Genomic DNA, 21,008 nt, shown 5'->3' with positions numbered 1-21,008 from the left:
TCATGAGCCCGAACAGGCGGCGTCGTCGGTGACCGGGTCGCTCCCTGCGCGAGCAGCCGCGGCTCCGGGGAGCGCGTGAGAGGGCCGGTCGCCGGGAGGCGGCGAGGCCGAACCGGGCCCCGAGCGGGCCCCGAGGGGGTCTGGGGCCGTGGACGCGCAGGACCGGGCACCGAGCGGGCCTCGGGCCGTGGACGCGCAGGACCGGGCACCGAGCGGGTCTCAGGCCGTGGACGCGCAGTTCGGGCAGATGCCGCGGTAGGTCACTTCGACGTCCGAGACGGTGAAGCCGAACCGCTCGTCGGCCGGCAGGTCGGCCAGCGGATTGCCGGAGGGGTGCACGTCACGGATGGCGCCGCAGCGCGCGCACACCAGGTGGTGGTGGGGGCGGTGGGCGTTCGGGTCGTACCGCTTCGCGCGCCGGTCGGTGGACACCTCGATGACCTCGCCCAGGGAGACCATCTCGCCCAGCGTGTTGTAGACGGTGGCGCGGGAGATCTCCGGGAGCCGATCGACCGCCCTGGCGTGGACCTCGTCCGCCGTCAGGTGCACATGCTCGCCGTCAAGAACCTCGGCCACGACGCGCCGCTGTGCCGTCATGCGCCAGCCGCGTCCACGAAGTCGTTCCAGGAGGTCACTCATGGGATCCAGCCTAACAGTGGAGGGACCGAGTCCCGAATGGGTGTGACTTTGGATGTTCGCTTGACTTGGACAAAGTCCATTGTAGGATCGAGACCGGCGTAGGCCAAGGGACAGGCTGTGCAGAAAACGACATCTGTGCAGAACATGACGCAGGAGGCGCACGTGACGCAGGGACCGCTCACCACGGAGGCCGGCGCGCCGGTAGCCGACAACCAGAACAGCGAGACCGCTGGCCCGGGTGGACCGGTTCTCGTCCAGGACCAGGCGCTTCTGGAGAAGCTCGCCCACTTCAACCGGGAGCGCATCCCGGAGCGGGTCGTGCACGCCCGGGGTGCCGGTGCGTACGGCACGTTCACGCTCACCCGTGACGTCTCGCAGTGGACCCGGGCGAAGTTCCTCTCCGAGGTCGGCAAGGAGACCGAGACGTTCCTGCGCTTCTCCACCGTCGCGGGCAACCTCGGCGCGGCGGACGCGGTGCGTGACCCCCGCGGCTGGGCGCTGAAGTTCTACACCGAAGAGGGCAACTACGACCTCGTCGGCAACAACACCCCGGTGTTCTTCATCAAGGACGCCATCAAGTTCCCGGACTTCATCCACACCCAGAAGCGCGACCCGTACACCGGCTCGCAGGAGGCGGACAACGTATGGGACTTCTGGGGCCTGTCCCCGGAGTCCACGCACCAGGTGACCTGGCTGTTCGGTGACCGCGGTATCCCCGCCTCCTACCGCCACATGGACGGCTTCGGCTCGCACACCTTCCAGTGGAACAACGAGGCCGGCGAGGTCTTCTGGGTCAAGTACCACTTCAAGACCGACCAGGGCATCAAGACCCTCACCACGGAGGAGGCCGTCCGCCTCTCCGGTGTCGACCCGGACAGCCACCAGCGCGACCTGCGCGAGTCCATCGAGCGCGGTGACTTCCCGAGCTGGAGCGTGCAGGTCCAGATCATGCCGGCGGCCGAGGCGGCCACGTACCGCTTCAACCCGTTCGACCTCACCAAGGTGTGGCCGCACGCGGACTACCCGCCGATCGAGATCGGCAAGCTGGAGCTCAACCGCAACCCGGAGAACATCTTCGCCGAGGTCGAGCAGTCGATCTTCAGCCCGGCCCACTTCGTGCCCGGCATCGGTCCGTCCCCGGACAAGATGCTCCAGGGCCGTCTCTTCGCGTACGGCGACGCCCACCGCTACCGTGTCGGCATCAACGCCGACCACCTGCCGGTGAACCGCCCGCACGCCACCGAGGCGCGCACCAACAGCCGCGACGGCTACCTGTACGACGGCCGTCACAAGGGTGCGAAGAACTACGAGCCGAACAGCTTCGGCGGCCCGTTCCAGACGGACCGGCCGCTGTGGCAGTCGGTTCCGCTCACCGGTGGCACCGGCAACCACCAGGCTCCGATCCATTCCGAGGACAACGACTTCGTCCAGGCGGGCAACCTCTACCGGTTGATGTCGGAGGACGAGAAGAGCCGGCTGATCGACAACCTCTCCGGATTCATCGCGAAGGTCTCGCGCGACGACATCGCCGAGCGCGCGATCAACAACTTCCGTCAGGCGGACGGAGACTTCGGCAAGCGGCTGGACGCCGCGGTCCAGGCCCTGCGCGGCTAGCACGGGCGCTTGCCGTAGGTGGTGGGCCGGATTTCACCGGGAGGTTCTCCCGGGGGTCCGGCCCGCTGCCGTTCGCGGGTCGGGGCCGGGTGGGCACCCGGGCTCGTGGCACCACCGTGGGCGGCCTCGTGTGTCCGGGAGTCCGTGATCCGCGGATTCGGTTCAGAGGGCCATCTCGGCGCGGGCCCGCCGGACCGGCGACCAGCACCGGATGATGTCGCGGACCGAGACGATGCCCACGGGGCCGTCGCCGTCCAGCACGATCAGATGCCGGAAGCCGCCGTGCGTCATCGCTTCGGCGGCCTCCTCCAGGGTCCAGGTGGGGGAGGCGAAGACCACATCGGTCGTGGTGTGGGTGGACGCGGTCTCGATGTCCGGGTCCTGCCCGGAGCCGACCGCGTTGAGGATGTCGCGCTCGGTGAGGATCCCGAGGCCGCAGGTGTCCGGGTCGTGGACGACGGCTGCTCCGATGCGGCGAACCGACATCAGCTGGGCCGCCTGACGGAGTGTGTGGGCCGGGCCGATGGTGAGGACCAGCGTGCTCATGGCGTCACGTACGAGCATGAAGGGAGCCACCTCCTTCGAGGAGTGACGAGCGGAGCGGCTCTCGTGAGCCGATTCACAAGTTCACAAGTGGGGGGCTCCCAGAGTGGCACCCCGGAGGTGACTCGACAAGAGGGCGCGCGGGCGACCCTCCGTAAGCGGACAACCCGCCGTAACGCGGACAACCCTCAGTAACGCTGGTTGAGGTAGCCGAGCAGTTCGTCGTGCAGCAGCCCGTTGGAGGCCGCCGCGTTGCCCCCGTTCGGGCCGGACACGCCGTCCAGGCTGGTGAACCGGCCGCCCGCCTCCTGGACGATGATCGCGTTCGCAGCCATGTCCCACAGGGAGAGTTCGGGTTCCGCGCAGATGTCGACCGCGCCCTCGGCGACCATCATGTACGGCCAGAAGTCCCCGTACCCCCGTGTCCGCCAGCAGGCCCGCGTCAGGTCCATGAACCCGTCGAGCCGCCCCTGCTCCTCCCAGCCGGTCATCGAGGCGTAGGCGAACGAGGAGTCCCCGATCCGCTCGACCTTGGAGACCTGCAGCCGCGTCGCGGAGGTGAGGCTGCGACCGGAGAACGCGCCGGCGCCCTTCGCGGCCCACCAGCGGCGGTTCAGCGCGGGTGCCGAGACGACGCCGACCACCGGCTGGAAGCCGTCCTCGCCCGCTTCCATGAGCGAGATCAGCGTCGCCCAGACGGGAACGCCCCGCACGTAGTTCTTGGTGCCGTCGATCGGGTCGACGACCCAGCGCCGCGGCCCCGTGCCCTCGAGCCCGAACTCCTCGCCCAGGATGGCGTCGCGCGGGCGCGCCCGGTGCAGATGCCCGCGGATCAGCTCCTCGGCGTGCTTGTCGGCCTCGCTCACCGGGGTCATGTCCGGCTTGGTCTCGACCTTGAGGTCCAGAGCCTTGAAACGGTCCGTCGTCGCCGCGTCGGCGGCGTCCGCCAGTACATGGGCCAGGCGCAGGTCATCGTGGTAATCGGGCATGCCGTCACAGTATCCACCGGCACCCACCCGGGCTACACGGCCCCGCGCCGGGGCGGGACGGCGGGGCGGTCGGCGGGGTGGCGCGCCGACCCTTGGCGACACCTGGCGGTGCGTCAACTCCGGAGCCCAGGACCCGTGGTGCGGGACGAGGTGATGCCCACGGCGCGAGAAGCCCTGCCGGCCTCCGCGTTCTCCGCGCTGTCCACGCTCCCGCGGGCGGCCGTGCGCATGGTTGACGTCGCCGCCTCGGCGGGGTCTCCCGGCAGCGCTCCACCACGAGTCCGGCAGCAAGGACGGCCCGGTCCGCGCGCTGGACCCGCCGACGCGGAGGGGGGACGCCGCGGTCCCGCACGTCCACCAGGGCCTGGCGCGGCGTACCTCCCGCCGAGGGCCCCGGTGCGGCACACGCACGGGGGTCAGTGCGAGGAACCGGACAGCTGCAGACCGATCACACCGAGGATCACCAGCGAGATCGACACCAGCTTGAGCGTGGACACCACGTCGTCGAGGAAGACCATGCCGTAGACCGCGGTACCCGCCGCGCCGATGCCGGTCCAGACCGCGTACGCGGGGCCGACGTCGAGCTTCTTGAGGGACATGGTCAGCAGGCCGAAGCTGCCGAGGGCGAACGCGCAGAACGCGATGGTCGGCCAGAGCCGGGTGAACCCGTGGGAGAGCTTCAGGCACACGGCGAAGCCGGTTTCGAGCAGTCCGGCGACCACGACCAGCAACCACGCCATCGTCAGGTGCCTCCCGCATAGGTGACGGCTTCGTCCCGCTCGACGCGATTATGCCCTTACCTGTCGTGACGGCTCGCGCACGTGCGCGAGTCGGGCGGTCCTGTCCCCGGGCGCGTACACCCGTCAGCCGTGCCGCCGGACCGTCAGTCGCCCTCTCGCCGCTCCCGCGTCGACAGCAGTCGCCGCAGTGAGTCGAGGCGTGCCGGATCGGCATGCCCCTCCGTCACCCAGACGTCCAGGGCGCACTCCGGCTCCTGACCGTCATGGGTGCAGCCGCGCGGGCAGTTCTCCGTACCCGGCTGGAGGTCGGGGAAGGCGTTGATGACCCTGGAGGGGTCGACGTGGTGCAGCCCGAAGGACCGGACACCCGGGGTGTCGATCATCCAGCCGCGGTCGTCCGGCAGCGGCAGCGCGAGCGCCGATGTCGTGGTGTGCCTGCCACGCCCGGTCACTGCGTTGACCACGCCGGTCGTCCGGCGTCTGTCCTTCGGCACCAAGGCGTTGACGAGGGTCGTCTTGCCGACCCCGGAGTGGCCGACGAAGGCGGTCATCCGGTCGTTGAGCAGTTCGCGCACCCGGTCCGCCGCGTCGCCGTTCTCCAGTTCCTCCCGGCTGGTGACGACGTAGGGGACCCCCAGCGGGGTGTACGCCTCCAGGAGCTTGTCCGCGGAGGCGAGGTCGGACTTGGTCAGCACGAGGAGCGGGGAGAGGCCGCCGTCGTACGCGGCCACCAGGCAGCGGTCGATCATGCGCGGACGCGGTTCGGGATCGGCGAGCGCGGTGACGATGGCCAGCTGGTCGGCGTTGGCCACGACCACGCGCTCGTACGGATCGTCGTCGTCCGCCGTGCGGCGCAGCACCGACCGTCGCTTCCCGATGCGGACGATGCGCGCCAGCGTGTCCTTGTCGCCGGAGAGGTCGCCCACGATGGAGACCATGTCGCCCACGACGGCGGCCTTGCGGCCCAGTTCACGGGCCTTCATCGCCGTCACGGTGCGGTCGTCGACCAGGCAGGTGAGCCTGCCCCGGTCGACGGTGAGCACCATGCCGTCCTGGGCGTCCTCGTGCTTGGGACGTGTGTGGGTGCGAGGCCGGTTGCCCTTGGGGTTGGGGCGGACGCGGATGTCGTCCTCGTCAGGGTTCTTCCCGTAGCGGCGCATGCGCTCAGACACCGCGCCTGGCGGGGGAGGTGCCGAGGGCCCCGGGCGAGACGCCGACCGTCCCGGGGGAGGCCCCGAGCATGCCGGCCCACATCTCCGGGAAGTCCGGCAGCGTCTTGGCCGTCGTCCCGACGTTCTCGATCTCCACCCCGGCCACCGCGAGGCCGATGATCGCGCCCGCCGTCGCCATGCGGTGGTCGTCGTACGTGTGGAACGTGCCGCCGTGCAGCGGGCGCGGCCGGATGCGCAGTCCGTCGGCGCTCTCCACGACATCCCCGCCGAGGCCGTTGATCTCCTTGGTGAGGGCCGCCAGGCGGTCCGTCTCGTGCAGCCGCAGATGCGCGACACCACTCAGCGTGGAGGGGGAGTCGGCCAGGGCCGCGAGGGCCGCGATCCCCGGGGTCAGCTCACCTACCTCGCTCAGGTCGACGTCGATGCCGTGGATGCGGCCCGTGCCCGTGAAGGTGAGGCCCCGTTCGGTCAGCTCGCAGCTGCCACCCATTGCGGTGAAGATCTCGCGCAGCGCGTCACCCGGCTGGGTGGTGCGCAGCGGCCAGTCGGGGACGGTGACACGGCCGCCGGTGACGAGCGCGGCCGCCAGGAAGGGCTGGGCGTTGGAGAGGTCGGGCTCCACGGTCAGGTCGCGGCCGAGCAGCGCGGACGGCGCCACACGCCAGACGTCGGGCTCCCCGCCGGTCTCCGGCTCGTCGACCTGGGCCCCGACCGCGCGCAGCATGTCGACGGTCATCCGGATGTGGGGCATGGACGGGAGGGCCGATCCGGTGTGGCGGACCTCCACCCCCTGGTTGAAGCGGGGCGCGGACAGCAGCAGCGCGGAGACGAACTGGGAGGACGAGGAGGCGTCGATCGCCACAGGACCGCCGTCCAGCGCTCCCGCGCCGTGCACGGTCAGGGGCAGCGCCCCGCGCCCGTCGTCGTCGATCCTGGCGCCCAGGGCCTTCAGTGCGTCGATCACCCCGTGCAGGGGACGCTCGTAGGAGCGGGGGTCCCCGTCGAAGCGGACCGGTCCGTCCGCGAGGCAGGCCACCGGCGGCAGGAAGCGCATGACCGTGCCCGCGTTGCCGACGTCGACCGAGGCCGGGCCGTGCAGGCCGGCCGGAATGACGCGCCAGGCCTCGCCCGAGCCGTCCGGGCCCACGCCCTCCTCGATGCCTACGCCCATCGCACGCAGCGCCTGGGCCATCAGCAGGGTGTCGCGGGAGCGCAGCGGGCGGCGCAGCCAGCCGGGCTCGGACGACAGGGAGGCAAGGACGAGCGCCCGGTTGGTGACCGATTTGGATCCGGGCACGGTGACGGTCGCGTCGACGGCCCCGGTCGCACGGGGGGCGGGCCAGAGGGCGGGGTGCACGGCGCTTTCGGTCATGCCCCTCACTTTAGTGGCTCTGCGCAAACCCAGATCCTGAACAAAAGGGACGAAATCAGGGCGTAATAAGGAGGTGGTAGAGGGGCCCGGCGCGGCAGCAGCCCTCACAACCCGAGCAGCCAGCGCCCGCCGCCGATCAGCGAGCAGAGCGACACGGCGTGGAAGAGGAAGAGCCAGACCGCCGCCGGTGCGTGCGTCAGCCGTGCCAGCTGGTCGGGGTCGGAGTCGGGCGCACCGCCGTGCCGGCGCTTGGACTGCAGCTCGAAGGCCGGGCGCACCCCGCCCAGCAGCAGGAACCAGACCACCGTGTACGCGAACGCCGACTGCACGTCGGCCGAGGTCAGCCAGGACACCAGCAGGAACGTCGTCCCCGTGAGAATGACCGTCAGGGCGCCGTAGAGATTGCGGATCATCACCAGCATCACCGCGAGCAGCGCCGTCGACAGCCACAGCAGCAGCGTGATCCGGCCGGCCGCCAGGAGCCAGGCGCCCCCCAGGCCGAGCAGCGGGGGCGCCGTGTAGCCGGCCGCCGCGGTGAGGATCATGCCGATGCCGGTCGGCCTGCCGCGGCTGACGGTGAGGCCGCTGGTGTCCGAGTGCAGCCGGATGCCGGAGAGCTGTCGCCCGGTGAGCAGGGCGATCAGCCCGTGGCCGCCCTCGTGGGCGATCGTGATCGCGTTGCGGGAGAGCCGCCATATGAGGTTCGGCACGACGGCGACGAGCGCCGCGGTGGCCGTCACGACCACCAGCCACTGCTCGGGCGCGGGCTGGGTACCGAAGACGCGATCCCACAGATCGCCCAGTGCGGTGCTGTCCATGGTGCGGGCGGCTCCTCGAGGTAGGTGCGGCAGTGGCGTCCGCTCGACGTGCGAGTCGTGGCAGTCTGGCACTTATGTGCGGACGGTATGCGGCGAGTCGGCGGCCGGAGGATCTGACCGGGCTCTTCGGTGTCGAGAAGTGGGAACCCACGGAGACCCTGGAGCCCGATTGGAACGTGGCGCCGACCAAAGAGGTCTACGCGATTTTGGAACGTCCTGTGAAGGACGCGGACGACCAGCGTCCGGTTCGCCAGATGCGCGCGCTGAAGTGGGGGCTCGTCCCGTCCTGGTCGAAGTCCCCCGAGGGCGGCGCCCGCATGATCAACGCCCGTGCCGAGACCGTCCACGAGAAGCCGTCCTTCCGCCGCCCCTTCGAGTCGAGGCGCTGCATCCTGCCCGCCGACGGCTACTACGAGTGGGTCACCGGTGCCGACGAGCGGCAGCTGGAGGAGAAGGGGAAGCGGAAGCGGCCCCGTAAGCAGCCCTACTTCGTGACGCCCGCCGACGGCTCCGTCTTCGCCATGGCGGGCCTCTACGAGTTCTGGCGCGACCGGACCCTGCCCGACGACCATCCGCAGGCCTGGTGGGTGACCTGCTCCGTGATCACCACCGAGGCGGAGACGTCCCCGCTCGCCGTGGCCCCGGCCGAGGGGCCGGCGGCGCTCGCCGACATCCACCCCCGGATGCCCCTCATGCTCACCCCCGACCGGTGGGACGACTGGCTCGATCCGTCGCGCACCGGCACCGGGGAGCTGAAGGCACTGCTGGAGCCGCCGCCCGGCGGGCTGATGCGGGCGTACCCGGTGAGCACCGCGGTCAGCAACGTCCGCAACAACGGCCCGGAGCTGCTGGAGGAGCTGGCCGCGCCGGAGCTGGGCACACTCTTCTGAACCGGCGGGATCCGGCAGGATGAGCTCTGTGAGCCGCACTGGGACGACGCAGAAGAGCCGGACGGTCGAGACGGACGCGGGAACCGCCAGGATCACCTGGCTCCCCGCGAAGGACGCCCGTCTGGTGCTCGCCGTGAGCCACGGCGCGGGAGGCGGCGTCGAGGCCCGCGACCTGCAGGCGCTGGCGGCTGTGCTGCCCGCTCGCGGAGTGACCGTCGCCCTGGTGGAGCAGCCCTGGCGGGTGGCGGGGAAGAAGGTGGCGCCGGCACCGCGGACCCTGGACGCCGGCTGGCGCGGACTGTGGCCCGCGCTGACGGGTGCGGGGCTGCCCGTGGTCGCGGGTGGCCGCAGTGCCGGGGCCCGGGTGGCCTGCCGTACGGCGACCGAGCTGGGGGCGCGCGCGGTGCTCGCGCTCAGTTTTCCGCTGCACCCGCCGGGCAGGCCGGAGAAATCCCGCGCGGACGAACTGCTGGGCGCCGGGGTGCCCACCCTCGTGGTGCAGGGCGGCCGTGACCCGTTCGGACGGCCGGAGGAGTTCCCCGCCGGAGGACACCGGATCGTCGAGGTGCCGTACGCGGACCACGGGTTCGCCGTACCGAAGAAGGCTCCGCCGACCGAGCGCGAGGCGATGGACGTCCTCACCGCGGCGGTGGCCGACTGGCTGGACGAAGTCGGGTAGGCGCGTCGTTCCCCTCACATCGCCCGGCGGGGCGCGCGTGACCGGGAATGCGGTGTACGGAAGCGCTGTTGTTCGGGACGTCTGTACAACAACGCTGTACGTGGAGAGGGAGTCCGTCGCATGGGTTCGACCATCTGCCCGCGCCGCTCGAACGCCGCTGACCTGGAGTGGACGGTCCTGCACGCGGACGGGAGCACGCGTGGGCGTGCCCTGAGCGGACCGGATCGACAGCCCGCGCACAAGCAAGGTCGACTATTCTCCGATGCGAGCGGGTCCGGTTTCGGCTCCGCGACATCGTTGGAGGAGGTGGGTCCGGTCACTGGGACCGACACAGGGACCGACGACGGCCGTGCGCAGGAGACGACCGCCGAGCGCAACGCGCGCTTCGAGCGGGACGCCCTAGGATTTCTCGACCAGATGTACTCGGCGGCGCTGCGCATGACGCGCAACCCCGCCGATGCGGAGGACCTGGTGCAGGAGACGTACGCCAAGGCGTACGGGTCGTTCCATCAGTTCCGTGAGGGTACGAACCTCAAGGCGTGGATGTACCGCATCCTCACGAACACCTTCATCAACTCGTACCGCAAGAAGCAGCGCGAACCCCAGCGGAGCGCCGCCGAGGAGATCGAGGACTGGCAGCTCGCGCGGGCCGAGTCGCACATGTCGACGGGCCTGCGGTCGGCGGAGTCCCAGGCGCTCGACCATCTCCCGGACTCCGATGTGAAGTCCGCACTGCAGTCGATCCCCGAAGAGTTCCGCATCGCCGTGTATCTCGCCGACGTGGAGGGCTTTGCGTACAAGGAGATCGCGGACATCATGGGGACACCCATCGGTACGGTGATGTCCCGGCTGCACCGGGGCCGCCGCCAGCTGCGCGGCATGCTGGAGGACTACGCGCGTGAGCGCGGGCTCGTCCCGGCCGGAGCCGGTGAGTCGGACGACACGAAAGGCTCGGCCTCATGAGCTGCGGAGAGCCGCACGAGACGGATTGCTCAGAGGTTCTCGACCATCTCTACGAGTTTCTCGACCGTGAGATGCCCGAGGGCGAATGCAGCAAGTTCGAGGTGCATTTCGAGGAGTGCTCCCCGTGCCTGGAGAAGTACGGCCTCGAGCAGGCCGTGAAGAAGCTGGTGAAGCGGTGCTGCGGGCACGACGACGTGCCGACCGACCTGCGGTCCAAGGTGATGGGCCGGATCGACCTGATCCGTTCGGGGCAGGCCGTCCCCGAGCAGGACGTGGCCGTGGGCGGTGCCGACCGCCCGGCCGCCGCCGAGTGACAGCAGCAGCTCTGCTGCTGTCCCGCCGGAATGCCGGTCGTTTCACCCGAATGTGCTAATCCCGCGCATCGGAACCCTCAGCCGCCCCCAACTCGCTAGCCTGGCGCCTCCATTGACCAGGCGGGGAGCGGGCGGTACGGGTGAGGAGCACACCGGGGGCGGCGCGCCTCTACATCCTGTGCACCGCGGTCGGCGCCGGATCGTGCGCGCTCCCGGCGTTCTTCCCGGGAGCGGCCACACCCTGGAGCACCGTGGCGCTCCTGGCGGCCCTGTGCCTGGCCAGTGAGCTCGCTGCCCGCAACGCCCTCCTTGGCGGCGCCGCGCCGGCGGGTGCGGGAGCGTTCTTCCCGCTGCTCCTCGCCGCCGCCTTTCTCCTGCCACCCGCCGCGGCCGTCCTCGTGCCCGTCGCGGGTGCGTCGGCCGGCGTCGTCGACCGGCCGCCCGTCGCGGCCCGCCGTGTCTGGCGGGCCGCGCAGCTCGCCCTCGCCGTGGGGGCGGCCTCGTGGGTCCACACGGTGCTCGGCGGCCCGGCCGCGCTCGGCGGAAGCGGCGGCGGTCCGGGCGGGGGCCCCGCGCCCGACCTGCCCTACGCCCTCCTCCCCGCCTGCGCGTCGGCGCTCGCGTTCGGCCTCCTGCTGGCCGCGCTGGACGGGGGCATCCTGGCCACGGCCGAGCGGGTCGCCGCCCGGCACGCCTGGCGCGGACTGCCGGTGCGCTCAGCCGGGCCCCACGTGATCCACGCCCTGGCGGGACTGATGATGGCGGTCCTGTGGCGCAGCTCGTACGGGCCGGTGTCGGCCCTGGTCGTCCTGCTGCCCATGTACATCTCCGGCTGGGTGTTCGCCCAGTACCACCGCCAGCATGCCGCACACCGCGCCACCATCAGGGCGCTGGTCCAGGCCGTCGACATCAAGGACGGGTACACCCGGGGACACAGCGAGCGCGTGGGGCGCGCCTCGGAGCTGATCGCCCGCGAGCTCGGCATGGAGGAGGGGCGTACGGAGGCGCTCCGGTTCGCGGGCATCCTGCACGACGTCGGCAAGCTCGGCGTCCCCACGCGGGTCCTGCGCAAGGACGGACCACTCACTCCGCAGGAGCGCCGGGTGATCGAACTGCACCCGGAGTACGGGCACGAGATCGTCCGCGGCATCGGCTTCCTCGACGAGGCGCGCGCCGCGATCCTGCACCACCACGAACGGCTCGACGGCAGCGGTTATCCCTACGGCCTGGTGGGGGACGAGATCCCCGAGTTCGCGCGGGTCGTCGCCGTCGCCGACGCCTTCGACGCCATGACCTCTAACCGTTCCTACCGGCGCGCACGGCCCGTGCCCACGGCGGTCCTGGAGCTGGAACGCTGCGCGGGCAGCCAGTTCGACCCGCGGATGGTGCGGGCCCTGGTCCGGGCCCTGGACCGCCACGGCTGGTCCGCCGCCGCCAACACCGTCACCTCGGACGAGGAACCGGCGGGGCTGCCGAGGCAGGGAGCCGGGACCGGGCCGACCGCGGCCGGATCGGCCCCGGACCGGCCCCGGCGGGCCCGGTGACCCCGGTCCGCCCGCCTTTGGCCGCCCTCGCGGTCCGCGGGACCGCGCTGGCCCTGACGGTGGCCGCGCTCGCGCACACCCTGTGGAACGGCGTCGCCGAGCCGGGCCACGCGCTCGCCTTCGGGGCCCTCGTCACGGTCGGGGAACTCGCCCGGTGGGGCTCCCTGCCCGGGGAGCGCGAGCCCGCGCCCCTCGGGTCGGCCGGCGCGCTCGCGTACGCCCTGCTCGGACGGAGCGGTGGGGAGCCCACCACACACGGCGTGCCGCAGGTGGTCACCGTCGTCGCCGCGGCCCAGCTCCTCGCCGCCGTGCCCCATCTGGCGCGCGGCAGCGGCCCGGGACCGGACCGGGTGGCACGCCGCATCCTGGCCGTCGCCTTCGCCGCGGCCTGCTTCCAGCCGCTGTACAACTCGGGACTCTCGGCGCGCTGGTTCGGCGAGGGGCCGTGCTTCGCCCTCTTCCTGCTGGTGCTGCTCGTCCTCACCGCCCTGTGCGACGTGGTCCTCGCCGCGCTGACGGCGGTGACCCCCCGCCCCTACGGGCCGCTGCTCCGGGACGAACTCCGTGCGCTCAGCGGCGTCGGGACGGCCGTCTGCGCGACCGGTGCGGTGATGGCGCTCGGGGTCGCCGTCGCGGGACTGTGGGCGCTGCCCGTCCTGTGCGTCCCGCTGCTGCTCACCCAGGTGTCCTTCCGCCGGTACGCCGGGGTCCGCACCACCTACCGGCAGACCATCGCCTCGCTGGCCCGGTCCACAGAGATCGCCGGCTACACCCCGCACGGCCATGCCCGCAGGGTCGCCGGGCTCTCCCTCGCGGTGGGGAAGGAGCTGGGGCTTCCGGGCCCCGAGCTGACCGTGCTCGAGTACGCGGCGCTGATGCACGACATCGGCCAGCTGTCCCTCGTCGATCCGGTGCCCTGCGGTGCCACCGCCACCCTCCCGGTCGCCGAACAGCGCAGGATCGCCCTGCTCGGCGGCGCCGTGGTCCGCCGGACCGGGGTGGACGCCGCGGTGGCCGTGGTGGTGGAACAGCAGGCCGACCCGTACCGGGAGCAGCCGACCGCCGCCAGAATCATCCGGGTGGTCAACGCGTACGACGACCTGTGCGGGGAAAGTGCCGGGAAGGCCCTGCACGCGCTCGAGCAGCTCAGACTCGGCACCGGCCGCGACTACCAGCCGCAGGTGGTGGAAGCACTGGCCGGAGTCCTCGCGCGCGGCGGTCCGACCCCGCTCAGGACCGGGTAACCCATGGGTAATGAGCGAGCGTCCGGCCCGGCATGGTTGGATGCGAAGAGAGCGGAAAACAGAGGGTGTCCAGTCGGGACAGGCGGGAATCGTGAGGATCTTCGGGAAGGTACGGCATCGGCCGTCCGCCTCATGGCGGCAGGCCACGGACCGCGCGTTCACGCTGATCGGCGACGGCCGGTACGAGGACGCGGGGGCGCTGCTGACACGCGCGGCGGATCTGGAACCCTGGCTCTCCGAGTCCTGGTTCAACCTTGCGCTGCTGCACAAGTTCCGCCACGACTGGGAGCAGGCGAGGGCCGCGGGCCTGCGAGCCGTCGCCCTGCTCGACCGCGAGTCCGGGGCGCCGGACTGGTGGAACGTCGGGATCGCGGCCACCGCCCTGCAGGACTGGCCGCTGGCGCGCCGGGCCTGGCAGGCGTACGGGCTCAAGGTGCCGGGCAGCGGCCAGCACGGCGCCGCGTCCAACAGCGAGCCGACGGGCATGGAGCTGGGCAGCGCCGCGGTGCGGCTCTCGCCGGAGGGTGAGGCCGAGGTCGTCTGGGGCCGCAGGCTGGATCCGGCGCGCCTGGAAGTGCTCTCGATCCCGCTGCCCTCGTCCGGGCGGCGCTGGGGCGAGGTCGTCCTGCACGACGGCGTGCCGAACGGCGAGCGGATCACCGCGGCCGGGCCGTCCTACCCGGTCTTCGACGAGATCGAGCTGTGGGCGCCCTCTCCCGTGCCCACCTGGGTGGTGCTGCTGGAAGCCGCCACCGAGACCGACCGGGACGCGCTCGAGCAGCTGGCCTCCGACGCGGGATTCGCCGCAGAGGACTGGTCGTCCTCCGTGCGGCTGCTCTGCCGGGCCTGTTCGGAGAGCCGGATGGAGAGTGACGAGGGCGACGGCGAGCACCTTGACCCGCACGACCACAGTGAGCCGGGGCACCCCGGGCCGCTGGGCCACCGCACCGCCGGTGACCTGTGGGTTCCGGAGCGCGAATGCGGCATAGCGGCCCCTGCCGCGCTGGTGCGAGGGCTGCTGGACGGCTGGGTAGCCGACAGCCCGGACAGCCGTGAGTGGCGGGATCTGGAAGAAGTCTGCTGAGCGGTGCCCGTAGGCTGTACGGGCACCGATTCAGGTGCGTTTCTCACGGGTTTCAGGTTTGCAGGAAGGCGTACGGCGGACATGTCGCAGCAGGAGACGGACGAGCAGGTCGGCGTGGACGACGAGGGTTTCCTCGTGGACACCGAGGACTGCGAGGCGCGTGAGGCGGCGTACCGCGAGCGCGGCACCTCCCGCCCGATCACGGTGGTCGGCAACCCGGTCCTGCACAAGGAGTGCAAGGACGTCACGGAGTTCGGCGACGAGCTCGCGCGGCTGATCGACGACATGTTCGCCAGCCAGCGGACGGCCGAGGGCGTGGGCCTCGCCGCCAACCAGATCGGGGTGGACCTCAAGGTCTTCGTCTACGACTGCATGGACGACGACGGGGTGCGCCACGTGGGCGCGATCTGCAACCCGGTGCTCGAGGAGCTGGCGCCCGAGCAGCGCAACCTCGACGACTCCAACGAGGGCTGCCTCTCCGTCCCGACGGCCTACGCCGCGCTGCCCCGTCCCGACTACGCGGTGGTGCGCGGCCAGGACGCCAAGGGCAACGCGGTGAAGGTCCGGGGCAACGGCTACTTCGCGCGCTGCCTCCAGCACGAGACGGACCACCTGTACGGCTACCTGTACATCGACCGGCTCTCGAAGCGGGACCGCAAGGACGCGCTGCGGCAGATGGAGGAGGGCACGCCGCGCTACCCGGTCGTCCCGAACGACTGAGGTCTGACCCTCCCGCCCCGTACGGGGCCCCGCCGCACCTCCGTCGCGGGGCCCCGTCGCGGTCGCTCCCGAAGCGGTGACGAGCAATTCCCCGGGGGTGGTTGACGGGCGTCGACCGGTCCGACAGGCTCACCCCTGACCTCACCGTGGTAGGGAGACCCCCATGCTCGGACGTACCGCACACGCGCTGCTCGCTCTTGTCATGACCATGGCTTTCGCTGTCGGTGGTGCCCTGATCACCGCGGGCACCGCCCAGGCCGACGGCTGCTACACCTGGACGCGCACGCTGTCCTCCGGTGCCACCGGCAACGACGTCACCCAGCTCCAGATCCGGGTCGCCGGCTACCCGGGGTACAACTCGGTCCTGGCCGTCGACGGGTCGTACGGTCCGGCCACCACGGCCGCGGTGAAGCGCTTCCAGGCCGCCTACGGCCTCGCCGCCGACGGTGTCGCGGGCCCTGCCACGCAGGCCAAGCTCCACGCGCTCCAGGACGACGACTGCACCCCGCTCCACTTCACCTACCCGGAGCTCAACACGTGCAACAGCACCTGGGCGGGCGGCAAGGTCGCGGCCGGCACCGCGAAGGCCAACGCGCTGAGCTCCATGTGGAAACTGGAGGCGCTGCGCCATGCGCTCGGTGACCAGCCGCTCCGCGTCACCAGCGGCTTCCGGTCGGCCTCCTGCAACTCCGCGGCCGGCGGAGCCTCCGACAGCCGCCACATGTACGGCGACGCCGTCGACCTCGGGGCCGGACCACACTCCCTGTGCACCATCGCCGAGCAGGCCCGCAACCACGGCTTCAACGGCATCCTGGGCCCGGGATACCCGGGGCACGGCGACCACATCCACGTGAACCAGGGGCCGAGCCACTACTGGTCGGCCTCCGGCTGCGGCATCTGACGCGGACCGGGTGACCCCGCCCGGGACGCGGATCCGGACGGGGTCACCGGGCGGCGCAGGTGCCCTGCTCGCCGCTCACGCCACCTCGGGCACCGCCGCCGGGCCGCGGAAGGTCTGGCGGTAGCGGTTCGGGGTCGTGCCGAGAGACCGGACGAACTGGTGGCGCAGGGCCGCCGCGGTACCGAAACCGGTGCGTCCGGCGATCGTGTCCATGGTCTCGTCCGACGTCTCCAGCAGGTGCTGCGCCAGCAGCACGCGCTGGCGCAGCAGCCAGCGGTACGGGGTGGTGCCCGTCTCCTGCTGGAAGCGGCGCGCGAAGGTGCGGGGCGACATGTGTGCCTGCGCGGCCAGTTGCTCGACGGTCATCTCCTGGTCGAGGTGGTGTTCCATCCAGGCGAGCGTCCCCCCGACCGTGTCGCACCGGTCGCGGGGCAGTGGGCGGGCGACGTACTGCGCCTGGCCGCCGTCCCGGTGCGGAGGTACCACCATCCGCCGGGCGATGGCGTTGGCGACCGCGGGGCCGTACTCCTGGCGCACCAGGTGCAGGGCGGCGTCGATCCCCGCCGCGGTGCCCGCCGAGGTGATGACCGGCCCCTCGTCCACGTAGAGCACGTCCGGTACCACCACCGCCTCGGGGAAGCGGCGGGCCAGATCGTCGGCGTGGCGCCAGTGGGTGGTGCAGCGGCGGCCGTCGAGCAGCCCGGCCGCGCCGAGGACGTACGCCCCGGAGCAGATGCTCATCACGCGGGCGCCGCGTGCCACGGCCCGGCGCAGCGGGTCCAGGACCTCCTCGGGGTACTCCCGGTCGGCGAAGTGGCTTCCCGCCGGCACGGCGATGAGGTCGGCCTCCTCCAGGCGTTCGGGCCCGTGGGGTGTGGTGATGGTGAAACCGGCGTGCGTCCGCAACCGCGGACCCTCCGCGGAGACGACCGCGAAGTCCTGCACCGGCAGCCCTTCGTCGGACCGGTCGAGCCCGAACACCTCGCAGAGCACGCCGAGTTCGAATGGGTGGACTTCGTCGAGCAGCAGGACGGCGACGTTCTTCAGCATGACCGCAGTGTGGCAGTAATTCGATGCTGTGTGACAGTCCTGCCACTGCCCGCATCCGGCCGGGGACGCGAGAGTGGAGCCATGAACACATTCCTGAGCTTCCTGTCCATAGCCGCACTTTTCACCCTGGTCCTGCTGCCCGCGCTCGTCGGGGCCGCACGCGAGCGCCGGATCGACCGCCAGCTGCGCGAGGCGGAACGGGGGCGTGCGGCGAAGCCGCCGGGAACGGCGGACGCCGCGCGGCCGGTCACGGCCACGCGGCGTCCGTACGCCAGGTCCTGGGCGCGGACCTAGAAGTCGTCGTCGAAGCCCACGGAACCCTCCACGGCGACCTGGTAGGCGGACGGCCGGCGCTCGAAGAAGTTCGTCAGCTCCTGGACGCCCTGCAGCTCCATGAAGGAGAACGGGTTCTCGGAGCCGTAGAGCGGCGGGAAGCCGAGCCGGGTGAGCCGCTGGTCGGCGACGCACTCCAGGTACTGGCGCATCGACTCGGTGTTCATCCCGGGCAGGCCCTCACCGCACAGGTCACGACCGAACTGCAGCTCCGCCTCGACGGCCTCCGCCAGCATGTCCGTGACCTGCCGGCGGAGGGCGTCGTCGAAGAGCTCGGGCTCCTCCTTGCGCACGGTGTCGACCACCTCGAACGCGAAGTTCATGTGCATCGTCTCGTCGCGGAACACCCAGTTGGTACCCGTGGCGAGACCGTGCAGCAGACCGCGCGAGCGGAACCAGTAGACATAGGCGAAGGCGCCGTAGAAGAACAGCCCCTCGATGCACGCCGCGAAGCAGATCAGGTTCAGCAGAAAGCGGCGCCGGTCGGCCCGGGTGTCCAGCCGGTCGATCTTCTCGACCGAGTCCATCCACCTGAAGCAGAACTGTGCCTTCTCCCGGATCGAGGGGATCTCCTCGACCGCGTCGAAGGCCGCCGCGCGGTCTTCCGGATCGGGCAGATAGGTGTCGAGCAGCGTCAGGTAGAACTGGACGTGCACGGCCTCCTCGAACAGCTGGCGCGACAGGTACAGACGCGCCTCCGGGGAGTTGATGTGCTTGTAGAGCGTCAGCACGAGGTTGTTGGAGACGATCGAGTCACCCGTCGCGAAGAACGCGACGAGCCGTCCGATCATGTGCTGCTCGCCGGGGGAGAGCTTGGCGAGGTCGGCGACGTCGGAGTGGAGGTCGACCTCCTCCACGTGCCAGGTGTTCTTGATCGCGTCCCGGTAGCGTTCGTAGAAGTCCGGGTAGCGCATGGGACGCAGGGTCAGTTCGAAGCCGGGGTCGAGCAGGTTCTTCCCGGTCGTCCCGGCGGACTGTTCGGTGGAGCTCACTGGCAGGCCTCGCAGGATTCGGGGTTTTCGAGGGAGCAGGCGACGGCGTCCGGGTCGGAGACCTGGGCCTGCTGGGCGGGAAGGGCGGTGGACGCGGTGCCGGAGGCCGCGCGGGCGATCCGGGTGGCCGGGCGCGAGCGCAGGTAGTACGTCGTCTTCAGCCCCTGCTTCCACGCGTACGCGTACATCGAGGAGAGCTTGCCGATCGTCGGCGTCTCCATGAACAGGTTCAGCGACTGGCTCTGGTCCAGGAACGGCGTACGGGCCGCCGCCATGTCGATCAGGCCGCGCTGCGGGATCTCCCACGCGGTGCGGTACAGGGCCCGGACGTCCTCGGGGATCCAGCCGAAGCCCTGCACGGAGCCGCTCGCCTCGCGCAGCGCCTCGCGGGTCCGAGCGTCCCACACGCCGAGCTTCTTGAGCTCCGCGACGAGGTAGCCGTTGACCTGGAGGAACTCACCACTGAGCGTCTCGCGCTTGAAGAGGTTGGAGACCTGCGGCTCGATGCACTCGTAGACGCCGGCGATCGAGGCGATCGTCGCGGTCGGGGCAATGGCCAGCAGCAGGGAGTTGCGCATCCCGCTCTTCGCGACGCGGGCCCGCAGGGCGTCCCAGCGCTCCGGCCAGTTCAGCTCGGTGCCGTAGTGGTCCGGGTGCAGCACACCGCGGGCGGCGCGGGTCTGCGACCAGGCCGGGAGGGGGCCCGACCGCTCGGCGAGGTCGCACGACGCCTCGTAGGCGGCGAGCATGATCCGCTCGGAGATCCGGGTGGACAGCGCACGGGCCTCGGGGGAGTCGAACGGCAGCCGGAGCTGGAAGAAGACGTCCTGCAGACCCATCGCGCCCAGGCCCACCGGGCGCCACCGGGCGTTGGACCGGCCGGCCTGCTCGGTGGGGTAGAAGTTGATGTCCACGACCCGGTCGAGGAACGTCACGGCGGTACGGACGGTGGCGTCCAGCCGCTCCCAGTCCATCGTCCCCCCGTCGACGAACGCGCCGAGGTTGACGGAGCCCAGGTTGCAGACCGCCGTCTCACCGTCGTCGGTGACCTCCAGGATCTCGGTGCACAGGTTCGACGAGTGCACCACCCGGCCCGGCTCGGCGGTCTGGTTCGCGGTGCGGTTGGCGGCGTCCTTGAACGTCATCCAGCCCTGGCCCGTCTGCGCGAGCGTCCGCATCATCCGGCCGTAGAGCTCCCGCGCCGGCATCGTCCTGCGGGCGAGGGCCTTCGCCTCCGCCGCACGGTAGGCGGCGTCGAACTCGTCGCCCCACAGGTCCACCAGTTCGGGCACGTCGGCCGGGGAGAACAGCGACCATTCGGTGTCCGCGTCGACGCGGCGCATGAACTCGTCCGGGATCCAGTGCGCAAGGTTCAGGTTGTGCGTACGCCGCTGGTCCTCGCCCGTGTTGTCGCGCAGCTCCAGGAACTCCTCGACGTCCGCGTGCCAGGTCTCCAGGTAGACGGCGGCCGCGCCCTTGCGGCGGCCGCCCTGGTTCACCGCGGCCACCGAGGCGTCGAGCGTCTTCAGGAACGGCACGATGCCGTTGGAGTGCCCGTTGGTGCCGCGGATGAGCGAGCCGCGGGCACGGATACGGGAGTAGGAGAGGCCGATGCCGCCCGCGTGCTTGGAGAGCCGGGCCACCTGGTGGTAGCGGTCGTAGATCGAGTCCAGCTCGTCCTTCGGCGAGTCGAGCAGGTAGCAGGAGGACATCTGCGGGTGCCGGGTGCCGGAGTTGAAGAGCGTGGGGGAGGAGGGCAGGTAGTCCAGCCGGCTCATCAGCCCGTACAGCGCGGCGACCTCGTCCAGCGCCCGCGGCGACTCGTCCTCGGCGAGACCGGCCGCGACGCGGAGCATGAAGTGCTGCGGGGTCTCGATGACCTGCCGGGTGAGCGGGTGGCGCAGCAGGTAGCGGCTGTGCAGCGTCCGCAGCCCGAAGTAGCCGAACCGGTCGTCGGCACCGTCCGCGAGGGACTGTTCGACCAGGGCGTCGAGCCGCGCCGCGTGCAGGGCCACGAACGAGGCTGTGCGGTCCGCGATCAGACCCTCACGGTGCCCCACGGCGATCGAGGCGGAGAAGGAGACCGCGCCCTGGCCCGCGGCCTCGTCCGCGACGGAACGGGTGAGGAGCCGGGCGGCGAGCCGGGAGTAGGCCGGGTCCTCGGAGATCAGACCCGCCGCGGCCTCGGTCGCCAGTGCGCACAGCTCGGCCTCGTCCGACCGGGCGCTGCGGCCACGCAGCGCGGCGGCGGCGACCCGACCGGGGTCGGTGTCGGGCAGATCGACGGTGAGATCGGTCAGCGTCCGCAGCAGTGCGGTCCCCGGCCCGTCGGTCGTGGCGTGCGTGGACTCGGCTGACGCGGTGGCTGAAACCGGATCGGCTGGCGCGATGGTCACGTGGGGCTATC

The 21,008-nt window shown here is 71.4% G+C and carries 21 protein-coding genes; 11 read left to right on the top strand and 10 right to left on the bottom strand.

Annotated features, from left to right (window positions below):
- Positions 1-219: 219 nt before the first annotated feature.
- Positions 220-639, bottom strand: coding sequence for a Fur family transcriptional regulator (locus QFZ58_RS12780; RefSeq protein ID WP_307125042.1), 420 nt, complete (start codon positions 637-639; stop codon positions 220-222).
- A 144-nt stretch (positions 640-783) separates the two neighbouring features.
- On the opposite strand from QFZ58_RS12780, the gene QFZ58_RS12775 reads away from it, so the two are divergent.
- Positions 784-2,253 (top strand): catalase, encoded by a 1,470-nt coding sequence (locus QFZ58_RS12775; RefSeq protein WP_307128845.1) that lies wholly within the window; start codon positions 784-786, stop codon positions 2,251-2,253.
- 162 nt (positions 2,254-2,415) lie between these two features.
- On the opposite strand, the gene QFZ58_RS12770 is transcribed toward QFZ58_RS12775, so the two are convergent.
- The 6 genes from QFZ58_RS12770 to QFZ58_RS12745 form a co-directional block, all read right to left on the bottom strand.
- Positions 2,416-2,817 carry a cyclic nucleotide-binding/CBS domain-containing protein gene (locus QFZ58_RS12770; RefSeq protein ID WP_307125041.1) on the bottom strand — a complete coding sequence of 134 codons (402 nt, stop codon included), beginning with the start codon at positions 2,815-2,817 and terminating at the stop codon, positions 2,416-2,418.
- A gap of 167 nt (positions 2,818-2,984) precedes the next feature.
- Complete coding sequence (hisN, locus tag QFZ58_RS12765; protein WP_307125040.1) at positions 2,985-3,785, bottom strand: histidinol-phosphatase; 801 nt, start codon at positions 3,783-3,785, stop codon at positions 2,985-2,987.
- 416 nt (positions 3,786-4,201) lie between these two features.
- On the bottom strand, positions 4,202-4,525 hold the full coding sequence (locus QFZ58_RS12760) for a multidrug efflux SMR transporter (RefSeq protein WP_307125039.1): 324 nt from the start codon (positions 4,523-4,525) through the stop codon (positions 4,202-4,204).
- A gap of 143 nt (positions 4,526-4,668) precedes the next feature.
- A complete protein-coding gene (rsgA, locus tag QFZ58_RS12755; RefSeq protein ID WP_307128844.1) occupies positions 4,669-5,685 on the bottom strand; it encodes a ribosome small subunit-dependent GTPase A in 1,017 nt (338 codons plus the stop codon).
- A 4-nt stretch (positions 5,686-5,689) separates the two neighbouring features.
- Positions 5,690-7,069, bottom strand: coding sequence for a 3-phosphoshikimate 1-carboxyvinyltransferase (gene aroA / locus QFZ58_RS12750; RefSeq protein WP_307125038.1), 1,380 nt, complete (start codon positions 7,067-7,069; stop codon positions 5,690-5,692).
- Between the two features lie 104 nt (positions 7,070-7,173).
- Complete coding sequence (locus QFZ58_RS12745; protein ID WP_307125037.1) at positions 7,174-7,887, bottom strand: M50 family metallopeptidase; 714 nt, start codon at positions 7,885-7,887, stop codon at positions 7,174-7,176.
- Positions 7,888-7,961: 74 nt separating this feature from the next.
- Here QFZ58_RS12745 and QFZ58_RS12740 point away from each other — a divergent pair, with 74 nt between their 5' ends.
- The 9 genes from QFZ58_RS12740 (at position 7,962) to QFZ58_RS12700 (ending at position 16,226) form a co-directional block, all read left to right on the top strand.
- The gene (locus QFZ58_RS12740) at positions 7,962-8,777 is read left to right on the top strand and encodes an SOS response-associated peptidase (RefSeq protein ID WP_307125036.1); all 816 of its coding nucleotides are present in this window, start codon (positions 7,962-7,964) and stop codon (positions 8,775-8,777) included.
- Between the two features lie 28 nt (positions 8,778-8,805).
- On the top strand, positions 8,806-9,456 hold the full coding sequence (locus tag QFZ58_RS12735) for an alpha/beta family hydrolase (protein WP_373428544.1): 651 nt from the start codon (positions 8,806-8,808) through the stop codon (positions 9,454-9,456).
- 306 nt (positions 9,457-9,762) lie between these two features.
- A complete protein-coding gene (locus tag QFZ58_RS12730) occupies positions 9,763-10,419 on the top strand; it encodes a sigma-70 family RNA polymerase sigma factor (protein WP_069170812.1) in 657 nt (218 codons plus the stop codon).
- Positions 10,416-10,733: a mycothiol system anti-sigma-R factor gene (gene rsrA, locus QFZ58_RS12725; protein WP_069170811.1), complete on the top strand. Its 318-nt coding sequence runs from the start codon at positions 10,416-10,418 to the stop codon at positions 10,731-10,733. The genes QFZ58_RS12730 and rsrA overlap by 4 nt, the downstream gene beginning before the upstream one ends.
- Before the next feature lie 140 nt (positions 10,734-10,873).
- Positions 10,874-12,277: an HD-GYP domain-containing protein gene (locus QFZ58_RS12720; RefSeq protein WP_307125034.1), complete on the top strand. Its 1,404-nt coding sequence runs from the start codon at positions 10,874-10,876 to the stop codon at positions 12,275-12,277.
- Entirely contained in the window at positions 12,274-13,521 is a 1,248-nt protein-coding gene (locus QFZ58_RS12715) for an HD-GYP domain-containing protein (RefSeq protein ID WP_307125033.1), read from the top strand. The genes QFZ58_RS12720 and QFZ58_RS12715 overlap by 4 nt, the downstream gene beginning before the upstream one ends.
- Before the next feature lie 91 nt (positions 13,522-13,612).
- Positions 13,613-14,605, top strand: a complete 993-nt coding sequence (locus QFZ58_RS12710; protein ID WP_307125032.1) for a hypothetical protein — start codon at positions 13,613-13,615, stop codon at positions 14,603-14,605.
- A gap of 81 nt (positions 14,606-14,686) precedes the next feature.
- Complete coding sequence (gene def / locus QFZ58_RS12705) at positions 14,687-15,325, top strand: peptide deformylase (RefSeq protein ID WP_307125031.1); 639 nt, start codon at positions 14,687-14,689, stop codon at positions 15,323-15,325.
- A gap of 163 nt (positions 15,326-15,488) precedes the next feature.
- A complete protein-coding gene (locus QFZ58_RS12700; RefSeq protein WP_307125030.1) occupies positions 15,489-16,226 on the top strand; it encodes a D-Ala-D-Ala carboxypeptidase family metallohydrolase in 738 nt (245 codons plus the stop codon).
- Between the two features lie 75 nt (positions 16,227-16,301).
- Here QFZ58_RS12700 and QFZ58_RS12695 read toward each other — a convergent pair whose 3' ends face one another.
- The gene (locus tag QFZ58_RS12695) at positions 16,302-17,276 is read right to left on the bottom strand and encodes a GlxA family transcriptional regulator (protein ID WP_307125029.1); all 975 of its coding nucleotides are present in this window, start codon (positions 17,274-17,276) and stop codon (positions 16,302-16,304) included.
- An 81-nt stretch (positions 17,277-17,357) separates the two neighbouring features.
- Between QFZ58_RS12695 and QFZ58_RS12690 the strand changes: the two genes are divergently transcribed.
- The gene (locus QFZ58_RS12690; RefSeq protein ID WP_307125028.1) at positions 17,358-17,570 is read left to right on the top strand and encodes a hypothetical protein; all 213 of its coding nucleotides are present in this window, start codon (positions 17,358-17,360) and stop codon (positions 17,568-17,570) included.
- Here the strand turns inward: QFZ58_RS12690 and QFZ58_RS12685 are convergent.
- Together QFZ58_RS12685 and QFZ58_RS12680 are read right to left on the bottom strand one after the other, a co-directional pair.
- Positions 17,567-18,523, bottom strand: coding sequence for a ribonucleotide-diphosphate reductase subunit beta (locus tag QFZ58_RS12685; protein WP_307128843.1), 957 nt, complete (start codon positions 18,521-18,523; stop codon positions 17,567-17,569). The two genes, QFZ58_RS12690 and QFZ58_RS12685, sit on opposite strands and share 4 nt — an antisense overlap.
- A gap of 74 nt (positions 18,524-18,597) precedes the next feature.
- Complete coding sequence (locus tag QFZ58_RS12680; protein ID WP_307125027.1) at positions 18,598-20,997, bottom strand: ribonucleoside-diphosphate reductase subunit alpha; 2,400 nt, start codon at positions 20,995-20,997, stop codon at positions 18,598-18,600.
- Positions 20,998-21,008: the final 11 nt, after the last annotated feature.

Source organism: Streptomyces sp. B1I3, from assembly GCF_030816615.1.
Classification (GTDB): Bacteria; Actinomycetota; Actinomycetes; order Streptomycetales; family Streptomycetaceae; genus Streptomyces.
This window is presented reverse-complemented; position numbering and strand designations above follow the sequence as displayed.